This window comes from Aestuariivita sp., assembly GCF_021404545.1.
Taxonomy (GTDB): domain Bacteria; phylum Pseudomonadota; class Alphaproteobacteria; order Rhodobacterales; family Rhodobacteraceae; genus Aestuariivita.
Genome location: NZ_JAAWWD010000044.1, coordinates 1 through 15077 on the forward strand (window position 1 = coordinate 1; position 15077 = coordinate 15077).

Consider the following 15077-nt stretch of genomic DNA (forward strand, 5'->3'; position numbering starts at 1 on the left):
TGTGATGATAAACCTGCCCGTGTCCATTCAATCCTCCCTTTTGGAAGTTTGAATCAGAACTCACTGGTTTTGGGAATCCTGAATCTCAACAGACCCTAGAACGTGCACCGCGTCTGGCGCGGGAGGTTGGATTGAAACACTACATCTCAGCAGGTGCCCTTGTCGTCAAAGCCGGGCAGGTGCTGCTGGTTCGGCATCACGACCCGGGCCGCTTTGATTTCTGGGCCCCGCCCGGTGGCGGTGTCGAGAATGAAGAAGAGCTGGCAGATGCGGCGAAGCGCGAGACCTTTGAAGAGACGGGTATCGTCATTGAGGTAAAGAGCCTTGCCTATATCGACGAACTCATTGATCAAAGCGGCAGATTGGTGAAGTTCTGGTTTGTGGCCAAGTATGTTTCCGGCCAGATAGACGTCAGCGCCAACCCCGCCAAAGGTGAAATGACCGTGGACGCCGGATGGTTCTCTAAGGACGCATTGCCGGATGGTCACGTGTTTCCGGACGTGCTGCGGGACAGGTTCTGGCGCGACCTCGAGGACGAGTTCGCGGCAACGATAAAACTGCCCTTGCGACAGTCCATCTTCTGACGTTCACTCGTCGCGGCAAGCGTTGTGGTCGGAACTAAGCCGACGTGAATGCGGCGTCGTTGGCGTTCCAGCTTTCGCGCGTCAGGCAGTAACAGCGCCACCGGGCTGTGCCGCCTGCAAGGTCAATACAAGCTTCGTGGGTGAACACGGCGCCAAGTCGGGTGGTTGCGGTCTGAGACCGAAGGTTGTCCGGTGCGATATGGAACCATGCCTCGCTGGTGGTCGCGAACAGATGCCCCAGTGTAAGCCGTTTGACGATCCGATTGGTGTCGCCGCCCCAATGCGCGCGCACCAGAAACGTAAAGCCAATCGAAAGACGGGAGGGCGCATTGGTATCGGTGTAGTAGACCGTGCAGCCAATGATGCGATCATCCTTGCCCCGAATGGTCAATGCGGCCCCCGAGGCCAGCAACATATCGAAATACGGGGTGAACACCGCGGTTTCATGCCTGTTACGCGCCGGATGTCCGCTCCAGATCAGCGGATCGCCGGCGGCTCCTGCCAGGCCGGTGCGATCGTCTTCGCTAAGCGGCGACAAGGTCAGTCCGCGGTCCCGAAGGATTGGTTGCGGATCGAATCCGTCGGGGAAAGTGAATGCCATTGCCCTAAGCCTTTGTGAAAGGAAACGCCGTTGGATCCATGTCGATCTCAATCCAGTGTCTGAACGATATCCGATCCGACAATCGGCATCGACAGCCGATGCTCTTGGCCGACCCGCCCGGAGTAAATCGGCCCGCTGTCTGTCATGCCAAAGCTTCGGTAGACGGCGAGGGCTACGCTGTTACCGGCATCGACCGCCAACACCAATTGCTCCGCATCGGGCCATTTCTGGGCGGCTGCCTCTACGGCAAGCCGGAACGCTGCCTTGCCAAGACCCTTCCCCTGCCATCTGACATCGATCTTGAATCCGTGCAGGGACACGGCGGTTTCTGGCACCCACTCCGCGGTGGCGGGTGCGCGTTTCAGAACGACGATCCCGATGGGTATATCGTCTGTCACAAAACAGTAACCCTGAACCGCGCCGTCGCTCTCTGCCAGACTGGCCTCCAACGAGTGTGGAAAGGTGCCGCCAAACTCCGCCTGGTCTTTCGAAACGCGCAACGCGCGCAGGCTTTCAAGCTGAGCCGCGCTCAAATCAGTGCAGCTAACGATGTCGATGGCGTCTTTCACTTCTATGTGCCTCCTTTGTTGTCAGATGCAGGTTTCCTCAGAAGAACCAGTCCAGAGATGATGATCAGTGCCGCACCGCCAATTGTCGACAATGTCGGTATCTCGGAAAAAATCATGAACCCGATGGCCGCACTGCCGACCAGTTCCAGATAGACCAGCGGCGAGAGCGTTGACGCGTCCGCCAGCCGAAAGGCCAGAATGGTCATCAAATGCCCAATGGCGGAGATGATCCCGAGCCCTGCAAAAAGCCACAGCACGTTGAGCTGCGGAACCTCGAAGGTGAAGGCCGCCTGAGGGCTGAGCAAGACAGTGCCAATGACACATTGGAAGGCCAGTGTCTTGATCGGGTCGCTGTTCTGAGAGGTCTGGCGGGTGGCAATCAGATAAAGCGCAAAGAAAAGGCCCGCGCCAAAGGCCATGATAAGGCCGATCTCGATATCACCGGACGGCTGCAATACGACGATGGAGCCCACAAACCCCAACACAAGGCTAAGCAGTTTCCACCACGTGAACGTTTCTTTCAGAAACAGCACCGACAGGGCGACAGCCACAACCGGACCGACGAAATAGGCGCTGACCGCGAGCGAAATTGGAATACGTGCGATGGCCAGAAAGTAAAGTGTCATGGCCGTCACCAGAAACGCCGTGCGGACCAGATGCGCAAAACGCTGCTCGTCCGGAAACATGCGCATCCCATGATATCTATAGGCCAGCGGTATCACGATCAGACAGGCAACCGCATAACGCGCCCATCCGATGAACAACGGTGAGTAATCCGCGCTGAGGTACTTTGCGATGCCGTCCACCAACGGCACGCCAAGCATTGCAATGGCCATCAAAATGATCCCGCGCATGTCCGATGATCGGGACGTCAATGCGAACTCCTCAGGTCAATCTCTGCCGCGGCCGGTGATCGTCTGCAGGGTGTTCTAAACCGTGTCTTTGATCCTTATTCAAGCGTCATTTGCCGCAGTCATATGCCTTGCTGGGCGGGTGCAAGTAGGTCGAGAATCCAGCCAAAAGGTCATTTATGCGCGGCGCATGGAACAGCATCTCCCGATGTGCTTGAGACAAGAACCCGAAACGCACCATTTCATCGAACATCGTCAATAGCGGGTCAAGGTATCCATTCAGATTGAGCAACCCAATCGGTTTTTGATGGTAGCCAATCTGGGTACAGGTCCATTGCTCGAAGAACTCTTTCATCGTTCCGCCGCCCCCGGCAAAACAACAAACGCACCGGCCCGCTCGGCCATCTTGGCTTTGCGTTCGTGCATGTTTTCCGGCAAGGATCAGCTCTGTCAGGCCCGTGTGGGCAATCTCGCGATCCACAAGCGCACGCGGCATGACACCAATGACTTGCCCCCCGGCCTGGAGACATCCGTCCGCAACAGCACCCATAAGCCCGACGTGACCGCCGCCATAGACCAGCCCGTGCCCTGCTTTCGCCACCGACCGCCCAACTGAGAAGGCGTCGGACTGGTACTGGTATCGTCGGCCCGAGGCCGATCCGCAGAATACGGCAACCTGCTTGTTGCGGAACGCTTTGCCGCGCTTCATCGTCACGAGTCCTTCATCGCCACCGCCTGAATCTTGATTTTCGCCCCGAAGGGCAGTTTCGCGGCCTCATAAACGGTGCGGGCTGGATACCGCAGGAATCGCTGGCGACACACGTCATTCACCTCAGCAAGGTCGCGCTCGATATCGGCAAAAGCGATATCGACATAGACGATATCGTCGGCGTGAAAGCCGGCAGCGTCCGCGACCCGAAACACCAGATCAAAGGCGCGACCGGCTTCTTGGCCCGCACTGCCCGCGCGATAGCCCTCGTCATAGACGGCGAGTTGACCGGAGATGTGGCAGGTATTGCCGACAACGACAGCATGCGAGATCGGCGACGGCGAAGCGGGCACGCCGGGCACGTCAGAGATAAAGGTACGTGACATGATTTGGCTTTCGTTTTGCGGGTTCTGTTGACAGCAGCCTAGGCCCCGTGGTGCATGTCTGGAATGTCAATCTACCCTCAAAATCAGACAGATCGCCGTCGTCATGTGATTATCCTTGGGTTCGATGACGTGCTGCTCATGGATGTGGCCGGTCCCGCGCAAGTGTTCGGCTCCTCCAACAAGATCCTTGGCTGGGATGCCTACCGGATCGCGACCGCGACGGAAGACGGCCGGGATTTCGTAACCGATACCGGTCTAAGCATGCGTGCTGACACGTCGTTTGCCGATGTGGCTGGTGCGTCTGACATGATCGTTCCAGGTGGTCCGGGCATAGATCGGCGCTTGGACGATCTCGGGCTTCAGCGTTTCTTGACCCGGATTCAGCCGGAAACCGATCGGCTCATATCCATCTGTTCCGGCAGCCTGCTGACCGCATCGGCGGGGTTGCTGGACGGCAGAAAGGCGACGACGCACTGGGAGCGGACGGATCTGGCCTTTCGCAAGTTCCCAAGGGTTGACTGGCACCTTGACGAGATATTCACGCAAGACGGCAAATTCCATTGCTCTGCGGGTGTGACGACCGGCATTGACCTTGCGCTGGCACTTGTGGAATTCGATCACGGACGGCGCGCCGCCCTGGGTGTCGCGCGTGAGATGGTTGTCTTCATGCAGCGACAAGGCGGCCAGTCGCAATACTCCGCGCCGCTCAGGGCACAGTCCACAACCAGCAAGCGTCTGAATGACCTCTATAGCCGTATCGAGGCCAATCCCGCGGCGCCTTGGAGTGTTCGGAAGATGGCCGAGATTGCGGGCACAACAGAACGCACCTTGCATCGGGACTTCAAACGAGAGTTTTCGCAAAACCCCAGCCGGTTCGTCGAGGAACGGCGGCTCGCAATCGCCCGACGATATCTTGAGAACAGCAGAAAACCCATCAAGGAGATCGCCTTTCTGTCCGGCTTTGTAACCGAACAGAGGATGCGCCGGAGTTTCCTCAAGCTACTGGGCACCTTGCCGACCGCGTATCGGGCGCGTTTCGGAGAGCGATGCACACAGTGAGGTGATCGTGGCCTTTGGCCTGCCGTACGCATCGTTCGCGCGGCCTGCGGCGTCAGTTCGGTTGGGCCCGAAGCCGACATCCGTTCCCCGGATCGCCGGGGCGTAAACGCGCCAGCCGTGGTTGCACCTGGTCCGTTCACATGTGTGGCTTTGCGGCAATGCTCCGCAAGCAGGGCCCGATCAATCCTCGTAGGGATCCAGACTGTCTCGCAGGCCGTCGCCGAGGAAATTGAAGGCCAGAACCACCACGATGATCGGCAGCATCGGAATGGCCGTCCAGGGATAGATCTCGATCGAGGCGAGGTTTTGGGCATCCGCCAGCATCACGCCCCAACTGACCGCGGGCGCCCGCAGCCCCAGCCCCAGAAAGCTGAGAGCGGTCTCGCCCAGGATCATCGCCGGGATCGACAGTGTCGCCGAGGCGATGAGGTGGCTCACGAAATTGGGCAAGAGATGTCGTCGGATCACCCGACCCGACGAGGCGCCCATCATCTCGGCCGCCCGCACATATTCCTCCTCCCGGAGGCTGAGGAATTTCGCCCGGACCGCACGCGCGAGCCCGGGCCAGTCTAATATCCCCAATATGACGGATATGATGAAAAACACCGCCACCGGCCCCCAGTTCGAGGGCACCGCCGCCGACAGCGCCAGCCAGAGTGGCAGTTCGGGCAAGGAGCGCAGGATCTCGATCGTGCGCTGGATCACCCAATCGATCTTGCCGCCGAAATAGCCCGCGATTGACCCGAACCCGATGCCCAGAATGAACGACACGGTGATCCCGATCAGCCCCACGGTCAGCGACAGCTGCGCGCCGTAAAGGATCCGGCTGAACACATCGCGCCCCAGCCTGTCCGAGCCAAACAGGAACACGGTCGACCCTTCGGAGGCGCAGAAGAGATGGGTGTCGCTTTTGATCAGCCCGGCCAGACGATACGTGCCTGCTTCGCAGAAGAACCTCAGCGGCATGGGCCGGGTGGTATCGGTCTCATAGGTCCAGCGGTAATTCACCAGATCGGGCACCGCTGTGCGCGGATAGACGAAGGGCCCGACAAAATCGCCTTCGTGGAAGAACCGCACCATTTGTGGCGGGGCATAAAGGTGATCGGCATTACGCTCATTCGGTGTGTAGGGTGAGATAAAGCCGGCGAAAGGCAGCATCAGATATGAGGCCAACAGAAACAGGCCCGAGATCAGACCCAGCCTGTGTTGACGGAACTTGCGCCAGACCAACAGCCAGTTGGGCGCATCCATGTCCGCACGTTCGATCCGGTTGATGTTTTCATCCGGGTCGTAAGGCGCGTCATCGACATAACGTCCGTCGGGCAGTTTGCTCATACGTCGCGCCTCCCATAGCGGATGCGTGGGTCGAGCAGCATCAAAAGGACATCCGACACCATCGTTCCGATCAGCGTCAGCAGCGCCACGAACATCAGGATGAAGCCCGCCAGAAACTGGTCCTGGCTTTTTAGCGCCGCCAGCAGCGCAGGCCCGATCGTTTGCAGGCCCAGAACCACCGATACCAGAACCGAGCCCGACACCATCGCAGGCAGCAGGTTTCCGATATCGGCCACAAACGGGTTGAAGGCCATGCGCAACGGGTATTTGGTCAGCATCCTGGCGGGTGCCATCCCCTTGGCGCGCGCGGTCTCAACATAGGGTTTGCCCAGTTCATCCAGCAGGTTGGCACGCAGCCGCTGCATCATTGCCGCAGCGCCCGAGGTGCCGATCACGAAAGTGGGTACGATCAGATGCAAAAGAACCGATTTCACCTTGTCCCAGCTCATCGGCTGGCCCTCATAGACCGGGTCCATCAACCCGCCAATGGGCAGACCCAGATACCGGTTGCCATAGTAAAACAGGATCAGCGCCAGCAGGAAGTTCGGCGTGGCCAGCCCCAGATAGCCGACAAACGCCGCGGTGTAATCGACCCAGGTCTTGGATTTCGCCGCCGCCAGGACCCCCAGGGGCAGGGCCACCATATAGACGAAAAGCACCGCTGCCAGATTGACCAGAACCGTCATCCAAAGCGCATCGCCCACGATATCGGCCACCGGTTGGTCAAACTCGAACGACCAGCCGAAGTCGCCCTGGATCAGCCCCGAAAACCCGTTGGGCCCCGGCATGAACCCGACCCAGATGAAGTATTGCTGCCAAAGGGGCCGGTCGAGCGCATATTCCCGGCGCAGAAACTCGGCCTGTTCCACGGCCGAGCTTTGTCCCGTGGCGCGCAGCTCGGCGATCTGGTTCGACAGATAGTCGCCGGGGGGCAGGTTGATGATGAAGAAGATCATGATCGACACGACCCAAAGGGTCACCAGCATCGTCATGAACCGGTAGGCCGCGTATTTCAGTAGGCTCATCTTGAGGTCTTGGCCCCCACCCGCGCTTGGGGGTCGAACCAGAACTCATCCGGACGGTGAATGCCGAAATGCGCGCCCGGTTCCCACGCCCAGGTGGCCACCTGGGGCACATTGCGCAGGTTATGCGAGACAACGACAGGTTGCGGCGCCTCGGCCAGCACACCGATGGCAAAGACCTGCTGGGCGTGGATATCCAGCATCTCGCGCCAGATAGCGCTGCGGGCTTCGTCGGTCTGGGCTTGCTCCCAGCTATGCGACAGCTCCATCAGGCGCTGGGCGGCGGGCAGGTCGGGCGCCTCTCCGGCGCTGCCTTGGGTCTGGTAATGCTGGCCCCATTTGGACCAGGCCAGGAATTCCTGATGTTTCGGCGCCAGATAGTCGGGCGGTGTCTTGGCAGTGGGGATGCCATTGTCCCAACCGAACCAGACCGACGCCATGGTCACGCCGGTAAACACCCTGTTGCGCAGGATATCCCGGTCGAGCGGCCGCATGACCAGCTTTACACCCACATCGCGCCATGTGTCGGTGATGATCTGGAGGGTGTTCTCAACCTCCTGGCGCTCGCCAGCAGTCTCGATCACCAGCTCCATCGGACGCCCGTCGGGCAAGAGGCGGGTACCGTCCGGCAGGCGGTCGGTCAGACCGGCCTCATCCAAGAGCTGATTGGCCAGGCCCGGTTCGTAGAGCGCCCAGGCGGCCAGGTTCTGGGGATCGAAAAACGGGCTGCGTGCCAGAACGGTCATCCCACCTTCCTTGCCCAGCCCGAAATACAACGCACGATTGATCATGCGCCGATCAATGGCCAGGCTCAGCGCACGGCGCACCCGGACATCACGCAGGACATTGCGCCAGACCGGATCGTTGAAGTTGAGGTTGGGATAGATCGCGATCTGGCTTGCGGCGCCGTTGGCCCACAGATGCGTGCGGTAGAGACCGTGATCCGTCTCGCCTTTCTTGAGGATCGAGATATCGCGGAAACTGAGCCCACGCGCCTGAAGGTCGGCCTCGCCCGCGTTGGTCTTGGCGGCGATCAGGCCGCCTGCGACAATGCTCATCTCGACCACGTCGATATAGGGCAGTTGCACGCCGTTCTCGTCGATCCTGTGATAATAGGGGTTTTTGACAAAGAGCGCCCGTGTCCCCATCTGGGTCGAAGCGCTGATCCATGGCTGCAATGTGGGTTCGTCCGGGTTGTCGAACTTGTACATATTGTCGAGCCGGTTATGCAGCGCGGCCCAACTGCGCACCCGCTTCTCGCGCATCTTGGCCTTGAGGTCGGCCTCTTCGGCGAAATCGGCATGGAACTGCTTGAGGTAGTGCGCCGGGCGATAGATGAAGGGCGGATTGGCCTGGGCCAGTGCGCGCAAGAATTGCGGATTTGGGCTGTCCCATTCATAGACCACGGTCAGCGGATCGGGAAAGGACACCCTTGGGGGCTGCCCATCGACCATCAGCAGCTCGGACGGTCCGCCCGGTGTCAGCTTGTCGTTATTGACGATGTAGCGCCAGTAATACTCGAAATCCGCCGAGGTGAACGGATGGCCGTCCGACCACCTGTGCCCGGGGCGCAGATGGAACGTGAACCGGCGGTTCTCTTCATTCTCGAAATCCAGCAGGATATCGGGGTGCAGCACGTAAGTCTCGTCATACCCGATCAGCCGCGCATAGCCATAAACGACCATCTGGCGGATATCCTTGGAGCGTGAGACCATCGTCCGCAGGGTTCCACCCGGCACCCCAGGTTCGCGCCCCTTGGCGGTCAGATCCACGACAAGCGGCGTTTCGGGCAGCCGGTCCGCGATGGGGGGCATGTCCCCCCGCTCGACCTCTGCTCCCCAGAACGTGCTCTCCTGAAGGACCGGAGCGGCGAGGGCCATGCCGAAAGACGCGCCAACAAGCGCACAAGACAAGGTAAGGCTGCGAAAGAGCTTATGCATGACACCTTACCTTGTGGCCAGGTTCCACCTCGGTCAAGGACGGAACGATATCTGGGGTGAATCGGAAGCTCTCTGGCCAGCTCTCGGGCGCGCCCGCCCCATTGGCGACCAGTTTCAGATCAATCGGCTTGTTGATATCGGGCTCGGGCTGGGCGGCGATCAACGCCTTGGTATAGGGATGCTGGGGGTTGTAAAACAGCGTCTCGGGCGGGGCCTGTTCCACCACCAGCCCCTGACGCATCACCGCCACTTCATCGGCGATCCGCGCCACGACCGCCAGATCGTGACTGATAAACAGATAGGACAGCCCAGCCCGGTCGCGGATGTCTTCGAGCAGGGTCAGGATCTGTTCCTGGACCGACACATCAAGGGCCGATGTCGGTTCGTCACAGACCAAGAGCGACGGGTTGAGCATCAGCGCACGTGCAATTGACAGACGCTGACGCTGGCCGCCCGAAAACGCATGTGGATAGCGAAACAGCATCTCGCGTTTCAGCCCGACCCATTGCAGCATCTCGGCGGCCTTCTCGCGCCGCTCCGACCAGGTCCCGATTCCGTGGATCTCCAGCGGTTCGGTTAGCGCGTCCATCACCCGCATCCGCGGGCTGAGCGAAGAATAGGGGTCCTGAAAGACCATCTGGGCCTGGCGCTGAAACGCGGTGCGCGCGGCGCGTGACATTGCGTGGACCTTGATCGGGTCGGCATCGGCGCTGGCGCGAAACGCGACCTTGCCGCCCGGGTCCGGCGGCTCAGCGCCCAGAGCGATCCGCGCACACGTGGTCTTGCCCGAGCCGCTTTCGCCGACGATGGCCAGCGTCTTGCCCCGCGTGACGGCCAGATCGACTCCGCGACAGGCCCGTACCAGCATCTCGGGCTTCCAGCGTGAATTGCCGCGCACGTGATAGGTCTTGGACACATCGCTCAGCGTTAGGATCAGATCCTCGCGCGGCAGCGGCGGGGCGGCCCGCGCCACATCGGGGATTTGCGGGGCGGCGGCAAAGAGCTTTTGGGTATAGCCATGCGCGGGCGCGCGCAGCACCGCCGAGGCGGGGCCCGCTTCCATCACGCGGCCCTTGTTCATCACCACCACGCTTTCGGCCATATTGGCGACCACGCCCAGATCATGGGTCACCAGAATGACCGCGGTCCCGGTTTCTTTCTGCAACTCCTTGATCAGACCCAGCACCTGGGCCTGTGTCGTGACGTCAAGGGCTGTGGTCGGCTCGTCCGCGATCAGCAATTCGGGCTTGGAGATCATCGCCATCGCGATCATCGCGCGTTGCCTCATGCCGCCCGACAGCTCGAACGGATAGGCGCGGAACGCGCGTTCGGGGTCGGGAAAGCCAACCCTCTCGAACTGTTCGATGGCCGCGGCCTTGGCCGTGGCGGCGCTGACCCGGTGATGCAGGACCAGGGCTTCGATCACCTGATTGCCGACCCGGTGCAGCGGTGAAAGCGAGCGCATCGGTTCTTGAAAGATCATCGAAACCGCATTGCCCCGGATGCCGCGCATGCGCCGTTCCGTCAAATGATGCAGCTCTTGTCGGCCGTCGCGCCCGTTGAGCACGACCCGTCCCGACGACAGCCGCGCCTTTTTGGGTAGGATGCGCAGGATCGCGCGGCAACTGATCGTCTTGCCAGAGCCGCTCTCACCCACAAGGGCCAGCGTCTGGCCTTTATGAACCTCAAAGCTGACGCCGCTGACCACAGGGTCGGACGTGCCGAATGCGATCCCTAGATCCTCGACGCTCAGCAATGCAGACATAACGCGTTCTTTCGTCCCCGGTGGCGATCGTGGGTCCCTTTGCCGTCGCAGGCAGGGATTCTGGTCTTGTGACACCTTGGCAATGGCATATGTGTTTCGTCAATGCATCGGGGCCACGGATGACTACACTTTCCCGGCGTGGTTTGGCATGACGCCGGTGCAGGGATCAAAAAAAGGACGAGCGATGACCCGACTGGACCTCTTTATCGACCGGATGGTGTCGCAACGCGCCTGTCTGGATTACGCGATCGCGCTCACATCAGATATGGCCGGACCTGTGTTCGAGCTGGGATTGGGCAATGGTCGCACATATCACCATATGAGCCATCGTATCACCGGGCGGGATATCTACGTCTTCGAGCGGGCCGTCGCCTCGCATCCCGACAGCACGCCGCCCAAGGATATGACCATTCTGGGCGATGTGCGGAACACACTGCCAGCCGCGCTGGCCAGGTTCGGGGCCAGCGCAAGCTTGATCCATGCGGATCTGGGCGGGCATAACGCCGAAAAGAACGTTGCGTTCGCGCGGCTTGCCTCGCCCTTGATCGAGCCCTTGCTGGCGCCGGGCGGTCTGATGGTGTCGAGCGACCGAATGTTCTTTGACAGGCTGGAGAACCATCCCCTGCCAGATACAGCGGTCGAGGGCCGATGCTTTATCTACAAACGCCCATCCTGATCGGAGCGGCTGCGCCGCATTCTATTCTATTTGTGCGCGGCCGCACGGGCCTTGGGACGCTGTCCCAAACCCTGGGAATATTTAGAGCCAGAAGAAGCACAAGATCCGCTTACGGCTTCTTCTGGCCAAAAATATTCCCGGGGGAGGCCGCAGGCCGGGGGCAGAGCCCCCTTTGTGACCCACATGTTTGCCAGCGCTTGGTCAAACCGCTTTTTTTCGCGCCAAGTTGAATATGAAAGGTTCGCCATGTCCCGCCGCCTAGATTGGGCCGAGTATCGCACCACAGAGTTCCAGTCCTCGGATCTGAGCCGAACCATTGCGGTTCTGCCCACCGCCGCCATCGAACAGCACGGGCCGCATTTGCCGGTTGGCACGGACGCCATGATCGGCGAGGGGATGCTGGCCGAGCTGCGCCGGACCTGTCCCGACGATCTGGATATGCGCATTCTGCCAATGCAGGCGGTCGGAAAATCGAATGAGCATCTTTATGCGCCCGGCACCCTGACGCTGAGTGCGCAGACAGCGCTTGCAGTCTGGATCGAGATTGGTCTTTCGGTGGCGCGGGCGGGCATTCGCCGGATCGCCATCGTCAATTCGCATGGTGGTAACCTCGACCTGATCTCGATCCTGGCACGCGAACTCAGGGTCGAGGCCGGTATGTTGGCGGTGAAATGCCAATGGGGCGCGTTTGGCTATCCCGCAGGGCTTTTTTCGGACCGCGAAGGCCGCTTTGGCATCCATGGCGGGGATGTGGAAACCTCTCTCATGCTGGCATTTCAGCCGCATGCCGTCGACATGCAAGAGGCGCGCGATTTCCGCTCCAGTGCCGAGAGCTCGCCGATCTCGCCCACCGGTCCGGTCTCATATGGCTGGATATCGTCCGATCTCAATCCCGAAGGTACGGTGGGGGAGGCGCATCTGGCCACCGCAGAGAAAGGCCGCGCCACCTGCGCCCATCAGGTTGAGGGGTTCATCGCGCTGTTACGCAAGATGCGCGATATGGAGATCCCAAGCGCATGATCCAGCAAGCAAGCTACGAGGCAAAGCACCCATGACCCACCGCATCGACAATGTTCCCTTTGAGCGGCTTGATATCGGGATGGAGGCGTCCGAGACGCGCACCTGCCGGGCCGACGATCTCTATGTCTTTGCCAATGCGTCGGGCAATCTCAACCCGATGCACCTGCCCAAGGAGGATGGCGATGGGGATGGCGCGCCAGAGGCCGTGGCGCCGGGGATGTGGGTGGCCTCGCTGATTTCGGCGGTACTGGGGTGCAAGCTGCCGGGGCCGGGCACGCTTTATCACTCGCAGATGCTGCGGTTTCCCGGACGCGCGCATGCGGGCGATACGCTGACCGCGCGGGTGCGCCTGACGGCCAAGGGACCCGGGCGTCTTGTGACGTTCGAGACCTGGGTTGAGGATGCCGATGGTATGCCAATCGTCGAAGGGGAGGCGCAGGTCCAGGCGCCCGAAAGAGAGCTGCATTTCGATGCCGATGACATCCCCGGTCTGACGGTTCAGCGCCATCAGCACTTCGACCGTCTGCTGGCCCTGGCCGAGCCGTTGCCACCCATCCTGACCGCGGTTGTGGCGCCCGAGGAGCCAGATGCATTGTCTGGCGCCATATTGGCGGCCGAGCATACGTTGATCACACCGATCCTGATCGGAGATCCGGCCAAGATCGCTGACGCCGCCGAGGCTGAAGAGATCGACCTTTCGCCGTATCGAATCATCGATCAGCCCGATCACAAACTGGCGGCAGCCCAGGCTGTGCGCATGGTGCATGAGGGGCAGGCCCAGGCGGTGATGAAAGGGCATTTGCACACAGATGTGCTGCTGGGCCAGATCCTAAAGAAAGACGGCGGACTGCGCACAGGTCGCCGTCTCAGCCATGTCTTTGTAATGGATGTGCCGGGTCTGAACCATCTGCTGATGGTGACAGATGCGGCAATCAACATAACACCGGATCTTCAGACCAAGGCCGATATCATCCAGAATGCCATCGATCTGGCCCAGACGCTGGGAATAGCCGAGCCCAAGGTTGGCGTGCTCTCTGCGATTGAAAAGGTGAACCCTGCGATCCCGTCGACACTGGATGCCGCAATTCTGTCGAAGATGGCGGATCGCGGTCAGATCACTGGCGGGCTGGTGGACGGTCCGCTGGCCATGGACAACGCCATCGATCTGGAGGCTGCGGCGACCAAGGGCATTCGCTCGCTGGTGGCTGGACGTGCGGAAATCCTCGTCGCCCCGAATATGGAGGCGGGCAATATGCTGGCCAAGGAACTGACATATCTCGCCCATGCCGAGGCGGCGGGTGTCGTCATGGGGGCGAAATGCCCGGTGATCCTCAACAGCCGCGCGGATAATGAAAAGGCGCGGCTCGCCTCGGCCGCGGTGGCCGCTCTGGCTGCGTTGGGGGAGCGAGCATGAGTGCGATCCTGACGCTGAATGCGGGCAGTTCCTCGATCAAGTTCGGCGTCTACGTTGCCGGGGCGGACCCGCAGGCGCTGATCGATGGGCAGGTCGAAAACCTGGGCGAGGCGGCCTTGCTGGAGATCGGTGAGACAGAGATTGCGATTGGCGCCGCCGACCATGCGGTGGCCGTCGCCGCTATCTTGCGCGCGATTGAGCCCGTTCTGGACGGGCGCCGGGTTGAGGTTGTGGGCCACCGTGTCGTGCATGGCGGCACCGGGTTTTCTGCGCCCGTGCATCTCGATGATGCCGCGATTGCCGAACTTGAGGGGCTGATCCCGCTCGCCCCGCTGCATCAGCCGCATAATCTGGCCGGGGTACATGCCGCCCGCGCGGCCTTCCCTGAGGCCATTCAGGTGGCCTGTTTCGACACCGCCTTTCACCACAACCGTCCGTTTGTGGCCGACGCGTTTGCCCTGCCGCGCCGTTTTTATGAGGCGGGTGTGCGGCGCTATGGGTTTCACGGGCTGAGCTATGACTACATCGCCGGAGTGCTGCGCCGCGACTACCCGGATCTGCACAAAGGGCGGGTGGTGGTGGCACATCTGGGCAATGGCGCCTCGATGTGCGCGATGGAGGGTGGACGGTCTGTCGGCTCCTCGATGGGGTTTTCCGCGCTCGACGGATTGCCGATGGGGACGCGCTGCGGCCAGATCGACCCGGGCGTGCTGCTCTATCTGATGGATCAGGGTATGGACATCGAGGAGATGACCACGCTGCTTTACAAGGAAAGCGGGCTCAAGGGGCTCTCGGGGCTGACCCATGATATGCGGACGCTCCTGGCCAGCGACGATCCGCATGCGGTCCAGGCACTGGACTACTACACGTTCCGCATCCGGCGCGAGCTGGGCGCCATGGCCGCCGTTCTGGGCGGTGTCGATGCGATGGTCTTTACCGGCGGAGTGGGGGAGAACGCCGCCCCGATCCGCACGCGCGTGCTGGAAAAAACCGGATTTCTGGGGCTTGCGGTCGATGCCGAGGCAAACGCCCGCAACGCGCGTGAGATCGGCGCGGGTCCGACACCTGTTCTGGTGATCGGCACGGATGAGGAGAGGGTGATCGCGCGCGTCGCCAACAGTTGGCTGAGGCGCCACCGGATGTAGG

The 15077-nt window shown here is 61.0% G+C and carries 15 protein-coding genes; 6 read left to right on the forward strand and 9 right to left on the reverse strand.

Annotated elements, in window-relative coordinates; genetic code table 11:
* The first annotated feature begins 131 nt into the window (after positions 1 to 131).
* On the forward strand, positions 132 to 584 hold the full coding sequence (locus HEP69_RS15400) for an NUDIX hydrolase (protein ID WP_290559411.1): 453 nt from the start codon (positions 132 to 134) through the stop codon (positions 582 to 584).
* A 34-nt stretch (positions 585 to 618) separates the two neighbouring features.
* Here the strand turns inward: HEP69_RS15400 and HEP69_RS15405 are convergent, their stop codons facing one another.
* The 5 genes from HEP69_RS15405 to HEP69_RS15425 form a co-directional block, all read right to left on the reverse strand.
* A complete protein-coding gene (locus HEP69_RS15405) occupies positions 619 to 1185 on the reverse strand; it encodes a GNAT family N-acetyltransferase (RefSeq protein ID WP_290559412.1) in 567 nt (188 codons plus the stop codon).
* Positions 1186 to 1232: 47 nt separating this feature from the next.
* Positions 1233 to 1754: a GNAT family N-acetyltransferase gene (locus HEP69_RS15410; protein ID WP_290559413.1), complete on the reverse strand. Its 522-nt coding sequence runs from the start codon at positions 1752 to 1754 to the stop codon at positions 1233 to 1235.
* A gap of 2 nt (positions 1755 to 1756) precedes the next feature.
* Positions 1757 to 2608, reverse strand: a complete 852-nt coding sequence (locus tag HEP69_RS15415; RefSeq protein WP_290559471.1) for an EamA family transporter — start codon at positions 2606 to 2608, stop codon at positions 1757 to 1759.
* Positions 2609 to 2714: 106 nt separating this feature from the next.
* Positions 2715 to 3314, reverse strand: coding sequence for a TIGR00730 family Rossman fold protein (locus HEP69_RS15420; RefSeq protein ID WP_290559414.1), 600 nt, complete (start codon positions 3312 to 3314; stop codon positions 2715 to 2717).
* A 2-nt stretch (positions 3315 to 3316) separates the two neighbouring features.
* On the reverse strand, positions 3317 to 3700 hold the full coding sequence (locus HEP69_RS15425; RefSeq protein WP_290559415.1) for a RidA family protein: 384 nt from the start codon (positions 3698 to 3700) through the stop codon (positions 3317 to 3319).
* A gap of 63 nt (positions 3701 to 3763) precedes the next feature.
* On the opposite strand from HEP69_RS15425, the gene HEP69_RS15430 reads away from it, so the two are divergent.
* Positions 3764 to 4759, forward strand: coding sequence for a helix-turn-helix domain-containing protein (locus HEP69_RS15430; protein WP_290559416.1), 996 nt, complete (start codon positions 3764 to 3766; stop codon positions 4757 to 4759).
* Between the two features lie 180 nt (positions 4760 to 4939).
* Here HEP69_RS15430 and HEP69_RS15435 read toward each other — a convergent pair whose 3' ends face one another.
* The 4 genes from HEP69_RS15435 to HEP69_RS15450 are packed head-to-tail and all read right to left on the reverse strand — an operon-like array spanning position 4940 to position 10821.
* Positions 4940 to 6094: an ABC transporter permease gene (locus HEP69_RS15435; RefSeq protein WP_290559417.1), complete on the reverse strand. Its 1155-nt coding sequence runs from the start codon at positions 6092 to 6094 to the stop codon at positions 4940 to 4942.
* On the reverse strand, positions 6091 to 7119 hold the full coding sequence (locus tag HEP69_RS15440) for an ABC transporter permease (RefSeq protein ID WP_290559418.1): 1029 nt from the start codon (positions 7117 to 7119) through the stop codon (positions 6091 to 6093). The genes HEP69_RS15435 and HEP69_RS15440 overlap by 4 nt, the downstream gene beginning before the upstream one ends.
* Positions 7116 to 9056 carry an ABC transporter substrate-binding protein gene (locus HEP69_RS15445; RefSeq protein WP_290559419.1) on the reverse strand — a complete coding sequence of 647 codons (1941 nt, stop codon included), beginning with the start codon at positions 9054 to 9056 and terminating at the stop codon, positions 7116 to 7118. Before HEP69_RS15445 ends, HEP69_RS15440 begins: the two co-directional genes overlap by 4 nt.
* The gene (locus HEP69_RS15450) at positions 9049 to 10821 is read right to left on the reverse strand and encodes an ABC transporter ATP-binding protein (RefSeq protein WP_290559420.1); all 1773 of its coding nucleotides are present in this window, start codon (positions 10819 to 10821) and stop codon (positions 9049 to 9051) included. The genes HEP69_RS15445 and HEP69_RS15450 overlap by 8 nt, the downstream gene beginning before the upstream one ends.
* Before the next feature lie 184 nt (positions 10822 to 11005).
* On the opposite strand from HEP69_RS15450, the gene HEP69_RS15455 reads away from it, so the two are divergent.
* From HEP69_RS15455 to HEP69_RS15470, 4 genes are all read left to right on the forward strand, one after another.
* Positions 11006 to 11497 carry a class I SAM-dependent methyltransferase gene (locus HEP69_RS15455; RefSeq protein ID WP_290559421.1) on the forward strand — a complete coding sequence of 164 codons (492 nt, stop codon included), beginning with the start codon at positions 11006 to 11008 and terminating at the stop codon, positions 11495 to 11497.
* 246 nt (positions 11498 to 11743) lie between these two features.
* Complete coding sequence (locus HEP69_RS15460) at positions 11744 to 12517, forward strand: creatininase family protein (protein WP_290559422.1); 774 nt, start codon at positions 11744 to 11746, stop codon at positions 12515 to 12517.
* 31 nt (positions 12518 to 12548) lie between these two features.
* The gene (locus HEP69_RS15465) at positions 12549 to 13931 is read left to right on the forward strand and encodes a bifunctional enoyl-CoA hydratase/phosphate acetyltransferase (protein WP_290559423.1); all 1383 of its coding nucleotides are present in this window, start codon (positions 12549 to 12551) and stop codon (positions 13929 to 13931) included.
* Positions 13928 to 15076 (forward strand): acetate/propionate family kinase, encoded by a 1149-nt coding sequence (locus HEP69_RS15470; protein WP_290559424.1) that lies wholly within the window; start codon positions 13928 to 13930, stop codon positions 15074 to 15076. The genes HEP69_RS15465 and HEP69_RS15470 overlap by 4 nt, the downstream gene beginning before the upstream one ends.
* The last annotated feature ends 1 nt before the right edge of the window (position 15077 follow it).